The 15,305-nt window shown below is 68.9% G+C and carries 12 protein-coding genes; 6 read left to right on the plus strand and 6 right to left on the minus strand.

What is annotated here, in order from left to right; translation table 11 throughout:
- Positions 1-1,269 (minus strand): helix-turn-helix transcriptional regulator, encoded by a 1,269-nt coding sequence (locus EV648_RS13690; protein WP_132290056.1) that lies wholly within the window; start codon positions 1,267-1,269, stop codon positions 1-3.
- A 229-nt stretch (positions 1,270-1,498) separates the two neighbouring features.
- On the opposite strand from EV648_RS13690, the gene EV648_RS43205 reads away from it, so the two are divergent.
- Together EV648_RS43205 and EV648_RS13695 are read left to right on the plus strand one after the other, a co-directional pair.
- The gene (locus tag EV648_RS43205) at positions 1,499-1,954 is read left to right on the plus strand and encodes a hypothetical protein (protein ID WP_199234585.1); all 456 of its coding nucleotides are present in this window, start codon (positions 1,499-1,501) and stop codon (positions 1,952-1,954) included.
- Positions 1,955-2,025: 71 nt separating this feature from the next.
- Positions 2,026-2,853 carry a helix-turn-helix transcriptional regulator gene (locus EV648_RS13695; protein WP_132290059.1) on the plus strand — a complete coding sequence of 276 codons (828 nt, stop codon included), beginning with the start codon at positions 2,026-2,028 and terminating at the stop codon, positions 2,851-2,853.
- A gap of 50 nt (positions 2,854-2,903) precedes the next feature.
- On the opposite strand, the gene EV648_RS13700 is transcribed toward EV648_RS13695, so the two are convergent.
- On the minus strand, positions 2,904-5,897 hold the full coding sequence (locus EV648_RS13700) for a S8 family peptidase (RefSeq protein ID WP_199234586.1): 2,994 nt from the start codon (positions 5,895-5,897) through the stop codon (positions 2,904-2,906).
- 468 nt (positions 5,898-6,365) lie between these two features.
- Between EV648_RS13700 and EV648_RS13710 the strand changes: the two genes are divergently transcribed.
- Together EV648_RS13710 and EV648_RS13715 are read left to right on the plus strand one after the other, a co-directional pair.
- Entirely contained in the window at positions 6,366-8,027 is a 1,662-nt protein-coding gene (locus EV648_RS13710) for an FAD-dependent oxidoreductase (protein ID WP_132290065.1), read from the plus strand.
- The gene (locus EV648_RS13715) at positions 8,027-9,481 is read left to right on the plus strand and encodes an ATP-binding protein (protein WP_132290068.1); all 1,455 of its coding nucleotides are present in this window, start codon (positions 8,027-8,029) and stop codon (positions 9,479-9,481) included. The genes EV648_RS13710 and EV648_RS13715 overlap by 1 nt, the downstream gene beginning before the upstream one ends.
- 100 nt (positions 9,482-9,581) lie before the next feature.
- On the opposite strand, the gene EV648_RS13720 is transcribed toward EV648_RS13715, so the two are convergent.
- The 4 genes from EV648_RS13720 to dgoD form a co-directional block, all read right to left on the minus strand.
- Entirely contained in the window at positions 9,582-10,529 is a 948-nt protein-coding gene (locus EV648_RS13720) for a sugar kinase (RefSeq protein WP_132290071.1), read from the minus strand.
- The gene (locus EV648_RS13725; RefSeq protein ID WP_132290074.1) at positions 10,522-11,145 is read right to left on the minus strand and encodes a bifunctional 4-hydroxy-2-oxoglutarate aldolase/2-dehydro-3-deoxy-phosphogluconate aldolase; all 624 of its coding nucleotides are present in this window, start codon (positions 11,143-11,145) and stop codon (positions 10,522-10,524) included. Before EV648_RS13725 ends, EV648_RS13720 begins: the two co-directional genes overlap by 8 nt.
- Positions 11,146-11,267: 122 nt before the next feature.
- On the minus strand, positions 11,268-12,110 hold the full coding sequence (locus EV648_RS13730) for a hypothetical protein (protein WP_132290077.1): 843 nt from the start codon (positions 12,108-12,110) through the stop codon (positions 11,268-11,270).
- Positions 12,110-12,916: a galactonate dehydratase gene (gene dgoD, locus EV648_RS13735; RefSeq protein ID WP_241995130.1), complete on the minus strand. Its 807-nt coding sequence runs from the start codon at positions 12,914-12,916 to the stop codon at positions 12,110-12,112. The genes EV648_RS13730 and dgoD overlap by 1 nt, the downstream gene beginning before the upstream one ends.
- Positions 12,917-13,507: 591 nt before the next feature.
- Between dgoD and EV648_RS43210 the strand changes: the two genes are divergently transcribed.
- Complete coding sequence (locus tag EV648_RS43210; RefSeq protein WP_199234587.1) at positions 13,508-13,723, plus strand: hypothetical protein; 216 nt, start codon at positions 13,508-13,510, stop codon at positions 13,721-13,723.
- Positions 13,724-13,747: 24 nt separating this feature from the next.
- Positions 13,748-15,289, plus strand: coding sequence for an alpha/beta fold hydrolase (locus EV648_RS13745; protein WP_132290080.1), 1,542 nt, complete (start codon positions 13,748-13,750; stop codon positions 15,287-15,289).
- Positions 15,290-15,305 lie beyond the last annotated feature (16 nt).

Consider the following 15,305-nt stretch of genomic DNA (forward strand, 5'->3'; position numbering starts at 1 on the left):
CTACCCCTGCGGCCAGCCAGAGCTCGACCCGCTGCCCACACTCCGGTTGTGGTACGGCCTGCGCACCAGTAGCTCGCGATAGTCCCGCACCGCAGCCCGGCCAAGGTCCTTGCCTTGTACTACGGACAGCACACGCCCGGCGGCCTCGTACAAGTAGTGGGTGTGCCACTGGTCCGGCAGTTCGACCAGTACGCGCATCGCCACAGCCAGCCCGGCAGCAACCTCGCCGTCCAGGACCAGGCAGCGCGCGAGCACCAACTCGAGCTCGGCTCGCTCGCGCAGACTCCCGGCCGGGCATAACGCCAGCGCGCGGTCCAGCGCCAGATAGGCCGGGTCCGTCTCGCCAAGCGCCGCCTGCACGAGACCCTCCACCCAAGAAGTCTTGTACTCCGACCAGTCGAACAGTGAGGTGGCTCCGCCGGGCCTGGCCGGCAGATCGTCCGTCACCGCCAGGAGGTCCTGGAGGGTTCGCCGGGCATCGTCTGGCCGGTCGAGCTGCGCCAGGATCTGGGCGCGGGCCGCTAGCGCACGGGCGGTGCAGCTGGGGCGGTCGGCGAGAGTCAGCGCGTCCTCGGCCAGCTCCCGGAGGTCGGCGAGTGGGCGGCGCTCGGACAGTCCGCTGATCGCCTCCCATCCGCGCGCCAGGCTCGTCACTCGCGGCTCGGCGGAGCTGTCAGCCGCGGCGCGGGCGGTCCGCCACCATCTCCCCGCCGCCTGGAGCCGGCCGATTCCTGTCAGGGTCAGCGCGATCAGCACACTCAGCTCGGCAGCCGGGACCGCGAGCTCCGAGGGGGTCCACCCGTCCGCAGCCGACCTCTCCGCTGCTTCGGCGCGGAGGAGCTGGAGGTCCCCCGTGAGCTCGGGGAGGAGCTCGGCCAGCGGAGTCACCGGGAAGTCCCGCGCGTGGTCTGTGGTCACCGCGCTCCACTCGTCGGCCTGGAGCACCTTGCCCACCGAGCCGGCCAGGCCGCGCCGTACGGTATCCAGCACGTCGACTCCGGCCGTCTGGGTCTTGAGCAGGGCAGGCGACGGTGGACCGGCCGGCTGGGGGAGTGGGCGGGCCAGTGTGTAGGCGGTCGCCAAGGTGTCGCCCGTTCCCAGCTCACGGTCGCAGAGCCGGGCCAGGTGGGCCGACCCCGGCCGCTGCCCGCGCTCCACCTGGGACAGGTAGCTGTGGTCGTAGCCCACCCGGGTCGCAAGCTGCCGCAAGCTCAGAGCGGCCGCCTGCCGGGACCGCCTCAACTGCACGCCGAACGCTGCCTCAGCCACAGGATCCTCCCCCGCTCGAGCTGCGGGCCGGGCTGGCCGGCCCACTGGTCACGCCTGGTGGTTGCGGTGCGTACCGGGAACGCTACAAGGGCCTACCGACAGAACACGATGCAGCGGCGTCCGGCCCGGCATCGCAAGCCCACAAGCACTTGTGGCGGCCTGTGGGCGGTCCGAACAGCCCACAGCTCACACCTGGTGACCACGCCCCCGCACCGGTCAGCCTGCAGAGGTGAACCAGCAGACCACGCCGCAGCGGGAGCCGAGACTCTTCCAGCTGCTCCGCCCTGCTCCAGGTCCTGGGGTTGCAGCAGACGGCGCAGGTGGGCTGGTGCTCGAGGCGGTGGCTGAGGGGGTCGAGTGGGCGGACGGGGCGGTGACGCTGCGGTGGCTGGGGCAGTGGCCGGCGGTGTCGGTGTGGAGTGGTGGTGTCACCGCAGTGCTGGCTGCTCACGGCCGGGCCGGCGACACCACGATCCGCTGGCTCCCAACCCCAACCCCAACCCCAACCCCACCCACGGCCCCAAGCCCAGCCCCGACCGCCAGCAGCGCTCCTGCTCCTCCTGCCGCCGGAAAGACCGTGCGACAGGTCCCGGCGCAGGGAGCCCTGTGGATTCCGGCGGCCGGCGCGGACGGGTTGTGCGTCCGGTGCGGGCGGGTCTGGCCGTGCCTCAGCTGCGGGCCGTAGGGGCGATCGGGCTGCATGCCCGCTGAGACAACGGTGTCAGGTCACCATGAGGCGGTCTACTCTGACCCTCTGTGGGTGATGGCGAGCGGACGAAGAGGCCGGCGGTGTACGACGACCAGGCGACGCAGGATGAACGCGTAGTGGAGGACGAAGAGACTCTCGCGGATCCGCTGGACGAGCTCGATGCGCAGTTGTCGAGATTGCGCAGCGTGGCGGATGAGCTGCGAGGGTCCCGCGGCAAGGCGGTGCTGACCGGGAACCAGGTCGAGCTGATCGAGGACGGCCCGACCCTGCTCCGGGCGTACGAGCGGCTGCAGGAGGAGGCGAAGCGCGAAGTACGGGTGCTCGATCGGCCGCCGTACGTGACTCCGCCGTCGAACCAGCAGCAGTTGGAGCTGGATCGGTTGCGGGCCGGGGTCTGCTACCGGGCGATCTACGGCACCGAGGTCTTCGAGAGCCAGGACATCATGGGGGTGCTGCCGGAGTTGCAGTCGGCGGGAGAGGTGAGCCGCGTCCTCGCCCAGGTGCCGATGAAGATGGCTGTTGGTGATGACGACACGGCCTTGATCGGGCTGACCAAGCGGGCCGTCGGCGACTACCACCTGCTAATCCGGTCATCGGGTTTGCTCGACGGATTGATCGCGACCTTCGAGATGCTGTGGGCGCTCTCGATCCCGATGCCGGCCCTGCCGTTCAGTGGCGACCTCACGAGTCTGCGGCCCGCCGATCGCGACATCCTGCTCCTGCTCGCCGGCGGAGCGACCGACGACAAGATCAGCCGGCACCTGCGGATCAGCCCCCGGACCACCCAGCGCCGGGTCCGCGCGCTGATGGAATCCCTCGGCGCGCAGACCCGGTTCCAGGCCGGCGTGCAAGCTGCCCGCCGCCGCTGGATCTGAACCGCCCTTTGCCCCAAGGGCGGTTCAGCTCCGCGGTGCTTGTTGATCGGCTAGTTGATCGTCACGACCGTGCCGGCCCGGTTCGGGAACTCGACGAAGCCGGTGGAGCGCTGGTTCGTCGGCAGCCCGGACCACGAGGCCGTGACCTGGAAGGGCTTGCCTGCCGCGGGCGTGACCGACGGCGTCACCGTCAGCCCGCTGCCACCGGTCACCACGTTGGTCTGCATCGTGTACTGCGTGGTGTCGGCGCCCGGCGGGTTCGAGAGGGTGATCGCGAGGACACCCCAGACGCCGGGTTCGGGCGCGGCCAAGGTCGCGGATGCCTGGTTCGAGCCGTCGCCCTCGAAGGACAGCGCCTGCATCTGACCGTTGACCACCTTGTAGAGCACGAGCCAGATGCTGCCCGCCGGGTCCACCGTCTTGATGTTCCACTGGACGGCCTTCGTCGAGGCAGTCACGGTGACGGGGTAGTTCGGCAGGTCGGCATCCGCCGCACCAGCGGGGACCGAGCCCGGAACCAGCGGCGCCGAGACGACGCCGTTCGCCCGGATCGGTACGCCGGCCTTGCCCGCGGTGACCTCGAAGGAAGCGCTACCGGTAGCCCCGGAACCCGAGACCGCGGTCGGTGCGACCACGGAGGTCGGTTTGACCACGATCGGGCTGCGGACCGACGTGTCGGCGCCCTGCCAGGTCAGCCAACCGGTGGTGCTCACGTTGGACAACCCGGTGTCCAGGGTGAGCTTGACGGTGAAGGACTTCGTCTGACCCGCCTGGAGGTTCAGGATCGACGGGGTGACGACGGCCTTCATCCCGGGCACGGATACGGTCGCCCGGTAGCGCCCCGCGGTCACGGCGGTCACCCGGCGGGTGATCGTCTGCGTGCCGACCAATTGGCCGATCGCGATCGACGGGGTGTTGTAGTTGCTCGGGTCGATCGCCGGTACGCCGGTACCGGTGTTGACGCCGGTACCTTCCAGGTAGCCGAGCCAGTCGGCGTCACCGGAGTCGTAGACGAGCCCAGGGGTGAGCATCTTCGACGGCTGGACCTCGCCGGCCCCGCGAGCGAACGGGTCGTCGTTGACAGCACCGGTCGCGGTCTTGACGTCGCTGGTGGTCGTCATGAGCGCGGACTTGACCATCATCGGAGTCCAGTCGGGGTGCTTGCTCAGGTAGAGCGCGGCCAGACCGGCGATGTGCGGAGCCGCCATCGAGGTGCCCGAGTAGAAGGCGAAGCTGTGGCCGTCGTTGCTCGGCGGCGCGACCGCGGCCAGGACGTTCACACCCGGTGCGGCCAGGTCCGGCTTGAGCAGGTCACCGTTGCTGGACAGGGACGGACCACGCGAGGAGAAGTCCGCGATCTGCGGGTACGGCGTGGTCTTGCTCGTCAGGTTGCCCGGAACCAGTTGCGCCGTGGCGCCCGCAGTACCGGCGTAGGTCTTGACGGACAGGGAGCCCGGCGTGTTCAGGTGCACCGTCGGGACGGAGTGCGAGTCGGCCACCATGTCCTGGTCGGTGAGGTTGAGCAGGACCATGCCGACGCCGCCCACGCGCTTGACCTCGGCGGACTTGTCGACGCGAGCGCCGACGCCGCGGTCGCAGACCACGATCTTCCCGGTCGCCTGGGCCGGGTCAAGGGTGTTCGGCAGGCACTGGGAGCCGTCGTACTCGGTGCTGGCGGCGGTCCTGGCGGCCGCGCCGGTGACCAGCGGCTTGCTGCTGACCGAGCTGGCGACGCTGGTGCTGAGGCCGGCGTACTTCTCACCGTTGCCCAGGACAACAGTCGACTCGTACGGCGCGACGGTGCTCGCGGCGACGGTGGTGACCCAGGGGGAGGTGTTGTCCAGCGTGGATTCGTACGGGCCCGAGTTTCCACCTGCGGCCGAGACGAAGATGCCGGCCGAAGCGGCGGACAGGAAGGCGAGCTGGACCGGGTCCGTATGCGAGGACTCGAAGATCGAGCCGACGGAGTAGTTGATCACGTCGACGCCGTCCGCGACGGCCTGGTCGATCGCCGCGAGGATGTCGGACGTGTAGCCGCCCGAGCCGACGTCGTTCTTGCCGGTCCACAGCGCCTTGTAGACGGCGATCTTGGCCGCCGGGGCGATGCCGGAGATGGTGCCGAAGTTGATGCCGCCCTCTGCGACGTCCACCCCGGCCCGGCCGGCCGCGGTCGTCGCGGTGTGCGTGCCGTGGCCGCCACCGTCACGCGGCGAGGCCCAGTCTTCCCGGGCCTCGGGCGGGGTCGCGCCGAGCCACGCGTCGCCGAAGAACTTGGCGCTGATCAGCTTGGTGTTGCACAGGTCGGCGGTGAAGTCCTCGCCGGCCTGGCAGGCGCCGGTGAAGTCGTCCCCGTCGGCCTTGTGCATGACGATGGTGTCACCGGAGCGGTACGGCTTGTAGGGGTCCGCCGCGGTCGGCGTCGTCCCGAGCTTCGGGCCCGACAGCGACGCGCTCTCCGGCCAGATGCCGGTGTCCACGACGCCGACGACGACGCCCTTGCCGGCCTCGGCGTTGCCGCCCAGGGCGGACCAGACGCCGGACTTGCCGGACAGTTTGAGGAAGTCCGCGGGATTCTTGTCGTCCAGGGCCTTGTGCAACTGGTCCGGCGTCACCGCGACGACACCCGGCGTCTTGCTCAGCCGGCTGACCTGGGTGCTCGTCAGGTTCGCTGCGAACGCGTTGATCGCCGTGGAGTAGTGCCGGGTCGCCTTGGCGCCGACGTTCGCCGCGACCTGGTTGTGGCGGCCGTCGAGGAAGCCGCGGTAGGCCTTCGAGTCGGCGCTGGCGGTGTCGACCTTGCGGCCCTTGGCGGGCTTGGTGGCCTTCAGCCCGGCGACGCCACCCGTGTAAGTGGCGAGCGGCTGGTCGGCCAGCGTCACGACGTACTTGCCGGGCGCGAACTTGGGCAGCCGCATCGAGGTGCTGAGGTCGTCAGGTGGCGGAGAGCCCGGCGAAGCCGCGGGCAGTACCGCGTTCCCGGCCGGTGCCGCGAAGGCGGCGGTGCTGAGGACGGCGGCCGCGATCAACGCGGTCCTCCGACGCAAGGACAGATGGTTCACGCGATTCCTCCAGTGCTGGAGGGACGGGCGGATGTGCGTCCCTCGTGTCCTGACCGCGGCTGTCGCCCCGGTCGCCCGCCCCCGAGCCCGGACGTCTCAGAGCGTCCCGCACAAGTAACCGCTTGTTCACCTTTTTGGCTTCAACTAGCCGCTGGCGAAAAACTGCCACCAGCCCGCGGCGGCTTCCGCCCCCGCAGCCGTTCACCAGGCGCTCGACTGTCCGGTGAAGGGCCAGAACTGCGGTGGCTACACCCTCCGCGGCGGCGCCTCCCCGTCGTTCCGGGGGGCTGATGACGTGGTCGATCAACTAGGACAGGTACTACAACTGGGAGTTCCGGAACAGCCACGCGCCGTACCTCGCGGCGCTGCCGTGACGTCCGGTTGCCGGGGAGTTGGCTTACGCCTGTGGATTAACGTGCTCCGGAATTCGCCCCGCGCTGGTATGAAAGGAGCATGCCTACGTCATCTGCCCGCCCGGTGATCCTGACCGTGGACGACGACCCGGGGGTCTCCCGCTCGATCGCCCGCGACCTGCGCCGCCGGTACGGCGAGGAGAACCGGATCGTCCGGGCGGAAGCGCCGGACCAGGCCATCGAGGCCCTCCGCGAGCTCAAGCTGCGGGGTGAGCCGGTGGCCCTGCTGCTCGCGGACTACCGGATGCCCGGGATGTCCGGGATCGACTTCCTCGAGGCCGCGATGGACCTGTTCCCGCTCGCCCGCCGGGTCCTCCTCACGGCGTACGCGGACACCGATGCGGCCATCCAGGCGATCAACGTCGTCGACCTCGACCACTACCTGCTGAAGCCGTGGAACCCGCCGGAGGAGAAGCTCTACCCGGTGGTCGACTCGATGCTGGAGCTCTGGCGTTCGACCCCGGAGTTGCCCACCGACGAGACCCGGGTGATCGGTCACCGCTGGTCGGCTCCGTCGTTCGAGGCGAGGGACTTCCTGGCCCGCAATGCGGTGCCCTACCGCTGGATGGGCGTCGACGACGACGAGAGCAAGCGCCTGCTCGAGGCGGCCGGAGTGGACGGCGCGACCCTGCCCGTGGTGATCACCCCGGACGGCACCGTGCTGATCCGCCCGAGCGAGGCCGAGCTCGCTGACAAGGTCGGGCTGTCGACCCATCCCGCCGAGGAGTTCTACGACCTGGTCGTGGTCGGCGGCGGTCCTGCCGGGCTCGGAGCCGCGGTGTACGGCGCGAGCGAGGGGCTCCGCACGGTACTGGTGGAGTCCGTCGCGACCGGTGGCCAGGCCGGCCAGTCGAGCCGGATCGAGAACTACCTCGGATTCCCCGACGGGGTGTCGGGGGCTCAGCTGACCGATCGCGCCCGGCGGCAGGCGATCCGCTTCGGGGCCGAGTTGCTCACGGCCCGGCAGGTGGTCGGGCTGGAGACGATCGGGTCGGCCCGGCGGCTGGAGTTCTCCGACGGCAGCGAGATCTCCGCGCACTCGGTGATCCTGGCGACCGGCGTCTCCTACCGGACCCTGGATGCTCCCGGCGTGGACGACCTCTGCGGCCGTGGGATCTACTACGGCTCGGCGACCACCGAGGGCCCGAGCTGCGCCGGCCAGGAGGTCTACATCATCGGCGGCGCGAACTCCGCCGGGCAGGCCGCGGTCTATTTCTCGAAACACGCGAAACGCGTGCATATGCTGGTAAGAGGTCCCTCACTCGAGGCGACCATGTCGTCGTACCTGATCGATCAGATCGACGGCATCGACAACATCGAGGTGCACACCTGCACCCAGGTGGTCTCCTGCAAGGGGTCCGACCACCTGGAGCGGGTGACGCTGACCAACAGCGCGACGGGCGAGAGCCGGGAGGTGGACACGGAGTGGATGTTCGTGTTCATCGGAGCGGCGCCACGGACCGACTGGCTGCCGGGTGACCTGCTGCGCGACGACCGGGGCTTCGTCCTGACCGGGCCGGACCTGCGGGGCCGGCCGCCGGGCTGGAGTCTGGACCGCGATCCGTACCACCTGGAGACGAGCATGCCGGGAGTCTTCGCGGCCGGTGACGTCCGGGCCGAGTCGGTGAAGCGGGTCGCCTCCGCGGTGGGCGACGGCGCGATGGCAGTGACCTTGGTACACCGATACCTGGAGATGCTCTGATGACGACGACCGATGACACCGTCCGGATGAGTCGCGACGAGCTGCGCACGCTGTTCCTGTTCGAGCACCTGAACGACGACCAGCTCGACTGGCTGGCCCGCGAGGGATACGTCATCAAGGTCGACGAGGGACGGGTGTTCCGTGAGGGCGACGAGGCCACCTGCTGCTACGTCATGACGTCCGGCTCGATCCGGCTGTGCAAGCTGCTCCAGGGCGAAGAGGTGGAGATCAACCGGACCGCTCAGCGCGGCGTGTACGCCGGTGCGTTCAACGCATTCTTCGGCGCCGACGACCGCAAGGCCTACACGGCGTCGATGTACGTGCTCGAGCTGTCGGAGTTCTTCGTGATCGACGCCGGCACGATGGCGACGATGATGAACACCTGGTTCCCGATGGCGGTGCACCTGATCGAGGGCTTCGTGATGGGGATGCGCCGGACCAACGAGACGATGGGGCAGCGCGAGCGGTTGCTCGCCCTCGGCTCGTTGTCGGCCGGACTCACGCACGAGCTCAACAACCCTGCCGCTGCCGCCGTACGCGCTGCCGCGACCTTGCGCCAACGGGTCGCCGGGATGCGCAGCAAGCTGGCGATGCTTGCCGACGGCACCCTTGATACAACGAAGCTGCACCAGCTCGTCGCGATCCAGGAGGAAGCGGTCGAGCGGGTGGCGAAGGCGCGGGAGCTCTCCCCGATGGAGCTCAGCGACGCCGAGGACTCCCTGACCGACTGGCTGGAAGACCACGACGTGCGCAACAGCTGGGACGTCGCGCCGGTGCTGGCCGCGGTCGGCCTGGACGTGCCGTGGATGGAGGAGGTGCTGACCGCCGTCGGACCGGAGTACCTGGAGGGTGCGGTCCGCTGGCTGATGTACACGATCGACACCGAGTCGCTGATGAACGAGATCGACGACTCGGTGACCCGGATCTCCACCCTGGTCGGCGCGGCCAAGCAGTACTCGCAGATCGACCGTGCGCCCTTCCAGGTGGTGGATCTGCGCGAGCTGCTGAAGTCGACGCTGGTGATGATGTCGAGCAAGCTGGACGGCATCACGGTGGTGAAGGACTTCGATCCCGAGCTGCCCCCGATCCCGGCGTACGCGGCCGAGCTGAACCAGGTCTGGACCAACATCATCGACAACGCGGTCGGCGCGATGAGCGGCTCCGGCACCCTCACGCTGCGCACCAAGCGCGACGGCGCCTATGCCGTGGTCGAGATCGGCGACAACGGACCGGGCATCCCCGACGAGATCCGCAACCGGATATTCGAGCCGTTCTTCACCACCAAGCCGATCGGCGAAGGCACCGGCCTGGGCCTCGACATCTCCTGGCGCATCGTGGTGAAGAAGCACCACGGCGACCTCCGGGTGGACTCGAAGCCAGGCGACACCCGCTTCAAGATCGTGCTGCCCATCGACCCAGAATCCGAGGTCGCCGCCCAGGGCGACCTGCTGTAGACCGACCTGCAGTAAGCCGGCCTCATCCGACCCAGTCGGCGATGTCGTCGATGACGGCTGGGTCGACGTGCTGCGCTGTCCTGTTGCCGGCGCGTTCCGGTCAGCGGAGGGCGGTGCCGTCGGTGTGGGTGAGGAGGGTCAGGTCTTCGCGGGTGGGGAGGGATTCCCAGTCGCCGTGGGCTCCTACGCAGAAGGCGCCGGAGGAGGTGGCGCGGTCCAGGCGGGCTTCGGTGGCGAGGTTGTCGAGGGTGGCGGAGAGGTAGCCGGAGACGAACGCGTCGCCTGCTCCGATGGAGTCCACCACGGTGACGGGAAGTGCTGGGCGGTGGATGACGCCGTCGATGGAGTGCGACCAGGCGCCCTTGCCGCCGGCTGTCACGACGACCTCCGCGATGCCGCGCGAGAGCAGATCGGCGATCGGCTCGGTGGCGTCGGTGAGGATGTCGAGCTCGTCGTCCGAGGCGAAGACTGTTGTCACGTAGGGAAGTAGGTCACGCAACGCGGCGGCTGCTTCCGCGCGAGACCACAGCCGAGCGCGGTAGTTGACGTCCAGAGACACCCCAAGCCCGGCCTTAGCGCCAGCCTGTACTGCGGCCAGCGTCGCGGCACGAGCTGACTCCGAGATGGCCGGCGTGATCCCGGTGACGTGCAGCAGCCGCGGAGCCGCCTGGCCAGGAGTTGCCGTGATCGCGATGACGCATTCGTCGGCGGTCAGGGTGGAGGCGGCCGAGCCGCGGCGGTGGTAGCTGACTCGGGTGATGTCGTGGGCCGGCTGGTCGAAGGCGATGAAGCCGGTGAAGGAGTCGTCGGAGAAACGGAGGTAGCTGGTGTCGACGCCTTCCGCGCGGAGGGTCCGCTGGATCAGGCGACCGGGCTCGTCGTTGCCAACAGCACCAATCCAGGCGGGGTGGTGGCGGAGTCGGGCCAGGCCGATCGCCACGTTGCTCTCCGAACCGGCCACCGACAAGTGCGCCTCACCGCCCAGCCGCATGGGTGCCCTGGTGCGGATCGAGACCATCGCCTCGCCGAAGGTGAGAACGTCAGGCATCGGCAACCGCCGTGAGGAAGTCGCCCGCGCGAGCCGCGAGGGCGGACTGCGAGCCACCGGTGCCGGCGTCACCGAGGAGGGGAGAGCCGATGCCGACGGCGAAGGCACCGGCGGCGAGGTACTCCGGGGCCGACGCGGCGTCGACCCCGCCGACGGCGATCAGCGGGGCGTTCGGCAGGGGAGCGCGCAGTTCGCGGAAGTAGCCTGGGCCGTACAACTTGGCCGGGAAGATCTTGACCGCGATTGCGCCGAGGTCGAGGGCGCCGATGACCTCGGTCGGGGTGAGCGCGCCGCACAGCAGTGGGAGGCCGAGTTCGACGCTGCGGTGGGCGCCGCGGGTGATGGCCGGAGTTACGACGAAGCCCGCTCCCGCTGCGGCGACCTCGTCGGCCTGGGCCGCACTGACGACGGTCCCGGCGCCGAGGAGCACCGACGGCTCGAACTCCGAGCGGGCCTTCGCGATCGCCTCCGCGCCGCCGGGCGTCGTGAGGGACACCTCGAGAATGGTGATTCCGGCGGTCACCAGCGTGCGGATGCACTCCAAGGCGCGGTCCGGTCCGTCGGCGCGGATGATCGCGAGCACCTTGCGCTGGCTGAGGTCGGCAAGCAGGTCCATGTGCACTCCTTCAGAGACGGGTTCACCGTATTGCACCGCGCGCGGACGACCCCGCGGAGGTGCTCGACCGATGAGATAGGACGGGGTTCTGGCCGAGGGCGCGAGGCAATCGGGGCATCAGCTCAAACTGTTCTGGCGGACACCACGAGCCGCCAGGTCAGCTCACCCGACTCCGGCACCACCGCCGCGTCGCCAGGTCCTGCCTCGGCCAGGTCGAACACCCGACCCAGCATCGGCTCCACACCCAGACTCCGGTACGGCGAGTCGGCCGGGTAGCCACCGAGGTTCCGCCACAGCGCGGTGGACACCGGTTGCCCAGGGCAACTCAACGACAAGGTGAGCTCAAGAGCGCCGTCCACCACGGAAGCAGTCGGACAGTCCACCAGCACAGCCCCGACGGCGGTCCCGTCGGAGGGCCCGTAGGTGGCCAAGTCAATCCCGGCAGGCGATGGCCAGCTCGCCTCAACCCAGGGAGCTCCCTCAGGCCAGTCCAGCAGCGAAGCGGCCTCCGGGTACAGGCGACAAGTTGTGCCGTCCGGGACGTCCAGGAAAGCGCCGACCGAGCAGTCGAGCAGGGCGTGAGCTGCCCAGACGAAGCGAAAGCCGGGCGGGGCGATCAGCCGGTAGTCCGCCCAGATCGTGTGCGTCTCCGTACTGTCCGGCACGTCCCCGCCGTTGAAGCGGCGAAGCAGCACGGCATCCTCGTACTGAACAGCGTCCCAGTCCTCGTCATCCTCCACGGGCGACCACGGCTGGTTCCACAGACCGCCGTGATCGGGCGTACCCCGCACGGTGGGGAAGCACTCGTCGAGGCCACCGACATCGACGTACGACGTCATGCCCTCGCGAGATCCCGAGGTGAGTTCGGGGCCTTGCCACAACCACTCCCGGCCGGCCATCCGCAACGACGTCCACCGGCCGCCGTCCTCGAGGTCCAGCACGACCTCGTTCTCGGGCAGGTTCATCACCATTCGGCGAACGACCCGTCGTCGTGGGTCCAGACCGGGTTGCGCCAGCTGTGCCCCTTCTGGTCGGCCGCGCGTACGGCGTCCTCGTCGACGGTGATTCCCAACCCAGGAAGGGGATTCCACTCGGCATGCCCGTTCACCCAGGTGAAGGGTGTCGAGTCCGCCACGTACGAGATCAGGTCGCTCTCGCCGTTGTAATGCAGCCCGCGGCTCTGCTCCTGGATCAGGAAGTTCGGCGTCGCGAAGGACACCTGCAAGCTGGCGGCCAGTGAGATCGGCCCCAACGGACAATGCGGAGCAAGCAACGCCCCATGCGTCTCGGCCAGTACTGCGATCCGCCGTAACTCCGAGATCCCACCGGCGTGCGACACGTCGGGTTGAACCACAGCAACGCCTGCGTCCAACGCGGGAACGAACTCCGACCGGTTGTACAACCGCTCGCCCAAGGCAACGGGCACGGTGGAACTACTGATCACCTCAGGCAGGTGATGCAGATGCTCCGGCAGCACCGGCTCCTCGACGAACAGCGGGTGCAACTCCTCGACGCTGTGCAAAATCCGCCGAGCCGCGGCAACCCCGACTCGGCCGTGCAGATCGATCGCCACATCCCGGGAATCACCAAGCACAGAACGAGCAGCGGCAAGACGAGAGACGATCTCGTTGATCTCGGCAAGCGATGGCGAGGGCTGGATCCGGCCGCTCGCGTTCATCTTCACGGCGGTCATCTCGGCGTCGAGCTGTGCGGCGACCTGGTCCGCGATCTCGGCCGGCTCATCCCCGCCGACCCACGCGTAGACCTGCACCCGATCCCGCTACAACGACCGCGCCGACTGGGCCGCACCGACGGCCACCTGCTGACACTTTGGCGGGCTTCTGACTAGTCGGGACCTTGAACACCGAGCGGGGACCTCGGATAGGAAATACCTTGTCCCAGGTCCCCGCTTGGTGTTCAAGGTCCCTGCAGCCGGCGCTGAGTTGCGGCGGGGGGGGGGGGTGGGCTAGAGGTGGTGGTCGGTGACTTCGCGGGAACACCGACCACCACTTCGTCTATTTGATCAGATCTTCAACTCTTTGGGCACAGCGCTCCCCGCGACAAATTCCTACCGAGTTTGCCGACTCGCCGTTTGGTAGTGACATCCGCGCCATCCTGCACGCCCCCCTTTGTGTCGGAAAGTGCTTACCAAAGCTGCTGAGGGGAGGAGACACTTATGCGCAGTTGATCCGCCCCAGAGCGCTCGCAGTCCTCACCGCCCTGTGGACCGCCCGGCAGAACGGCCCCGCCGACCTCGGCATCATCGCCGCCAAACCAGCGACGGGCAGTACGGCGTTGCGCGGCGACCTCCTGGTTGCCAACAGCAACAAGCCGGGAGACACCGACGGCCGGGTGCTGCTCGGTGAGTCGTGGGACGCGTACGGCTACGGCAACCCGGTCCGCGCTGGCCTACACGGTGATCGGAGCGGACGGCTACCCAGCCTTCAAGAGCTACACGAACCCCGTCCGCAACAACACCGACCACGAAACCTTCGCCGCCTACCTCCGGACCCACCAGACGCTGACGCCCGCACCCCTCACTCGGGTGTCTCAGAAGGCTGGCCCGCTCGCCTCGTGAGGATCGAAGGCGCATAGTCGAGGTGTGGTGCTTGGGTTCGGTGGGGATGTGGAGTTCGACCCGGTCTTGTTCGAGGTGCGGCGGGGTGGGATTGCGGTGCCGTTGGAGCCGCAGGCCTTCGATGTGCTGGCCTATCTCGTCTCGCACCGTGATCGGGTGGTTCCGAAAGAGGAACTGATGGATGCGGTCTGGGGCGGCCGTTTCGTCAGCGAGACGGCCGTCACCAGCCGGATCAAGCAGGTACGCCGAGCACTCGGCGACGACGGTCACAGTCAGCGGATGATCCGGACGCTGCACGGCCGGGGCTACCGGTTCGTCGCGCCGGTCGAGGCGCGGGCCGAGCTGAGGTCGATCGAGCCGATCCGTTACACCGTCAGCGACGGTCTCCACATCGCATACCAGGTGACCGGCGGCGGCGACCTCGACATCTTGCTGATCTCAGGGTTTTTGTCGCACCTAGAGCTGGACTGGGCGGATCCACGCCACGCGCATTTCCTGCACCGATTGGCGTCGTACGGGCGCCTGATCCGGTTCGACAAGCGTGGCACTGGGATGTCGGACCGGCCGTCCGGCCTGCCGGATCTCGAGACGCGGATGCACGACGTACTGGCCGTCATGGACGCCGTCGGCTCCCGCCGAGCCGTACTCGTCGGGTACTCGGAGGGCGGGCCGATGGCGATCCTGTGCGCGGCGGCTCATCCGGAGCGGGTTGCGGGTCTGGTGCTGTACGGCACCTACGCCAAGCGCGTCTGGTCCGAGGACTACCCGTGGGCGCGGACACAGAAGGACCGCGAGGCCTACACGGACCAACTCGTCAACGGCTGGGACTGGGAGGCCGACATGCGGATGCGGTGCCCGTCGGCTGACGTACAGATGCAGCGGTGGTGGGCGCAGCGCATGCGAGCGTCCGCGACGCCGTCGACCGTGCGAGCGCTGTTGGACATGAACTCGCTGGTGGATGTCCGGGATGCGTTGCCCGCGGTACGGGTTCCGACGCTGGTGGTGCACCGGGTCGGCGATGCTCTCGTCGAGGTCGGGGGTGCGCAGTTCATCGCCGAGCGCATTCCCGGCGCACGGCTGGACTTGCTCGATGGTGACGACCACTTCGTGTCGGGGAATCCTGACCAGATCATCGACGCGATGGAGCGGTTCGTGCGAGACCTGCCGGGTCCGGTGGACCGCCCACTAGCGCTCGCTGCGGCGGCTGCGCCGGCTGGACCGCGGGCCGGCGATCTGACGTCGGGGCTGGTCGCGGCCGGCGGTCGCCGATGCTGGGGTCCCGGGGATCGTGAGGTGGTGCTGTTCGATGGTCCCGCTACCGCGGTGCGAGCCGGGCTCGCCCAGCTGCGCGGCGGCGACAAGCTCGGAGTCGCGATCGCGGAGGTACCGCGGGACGAGACCAAGCTCGACGCGCACGGCGTTCAGCTCGCGATCACGCTGGCCGATCTGGCGACGCCGGGATCGTTGTGGCTCTCTCCGGCGGTGTGTGATCTGATCGCCGGTTCGGGCGTCGTGACCGAACCTCTTGATGGCTTCGAGGCTTTCCTGGCGGTCGCCGCGCACTGAAGGCCGGCCTGCCAGG

This window comes from Kribbella sp. VKM Ac-2568, assembly GCF_004345365.1.
GTDB lineage: Bacteria > Actinomycetota > Actinomycetes > Propionibacteriales > Kribbellaceae > Kribbella > Kribbella orskensis.

What these genes read in the sequence shown, in the direction of transcription:
- EV648_RS13720 (WP_132290071.1), bottom strand. Translation starts at nt 10,529, where the DNA reads ATGCCTGACGTTCTCACCTTCGGCGAGGCGATGGTCTCGATCCGCACC.
- EV648_RS13730 (WP_132290077.1), bottom strand. Translation starts at nt 12,110, where the DNA reads ATGAACCTGCCCGAGAACGAGGTCGTGCTGGACCTCGAGGACGGCGGC.
- EV648_RS13715 (WP_132290068.1), top strand. Translation starts at nt 8,027, where the DNA reads ATGACGACGACCGATGACACCGTCCGGATGAGTCGCGACGAGCTGCGC.
- EV648_RS13725 (WP_132290074.1), bottom strand. Translation starts at nt 11,145, where the DNA reads ATGGACCTGCTTGCCGACCTCAGCCAGCGCAAGGTGCTCGCGATCATC.
- EV648_RS13710 (WP_132290065.1), top strand. Translation starts at nt 6,366, where the DNA reads ATGCCTACGTCATCTGCCCGCCCGGTGATCCTGACCGTGGACGACGAC.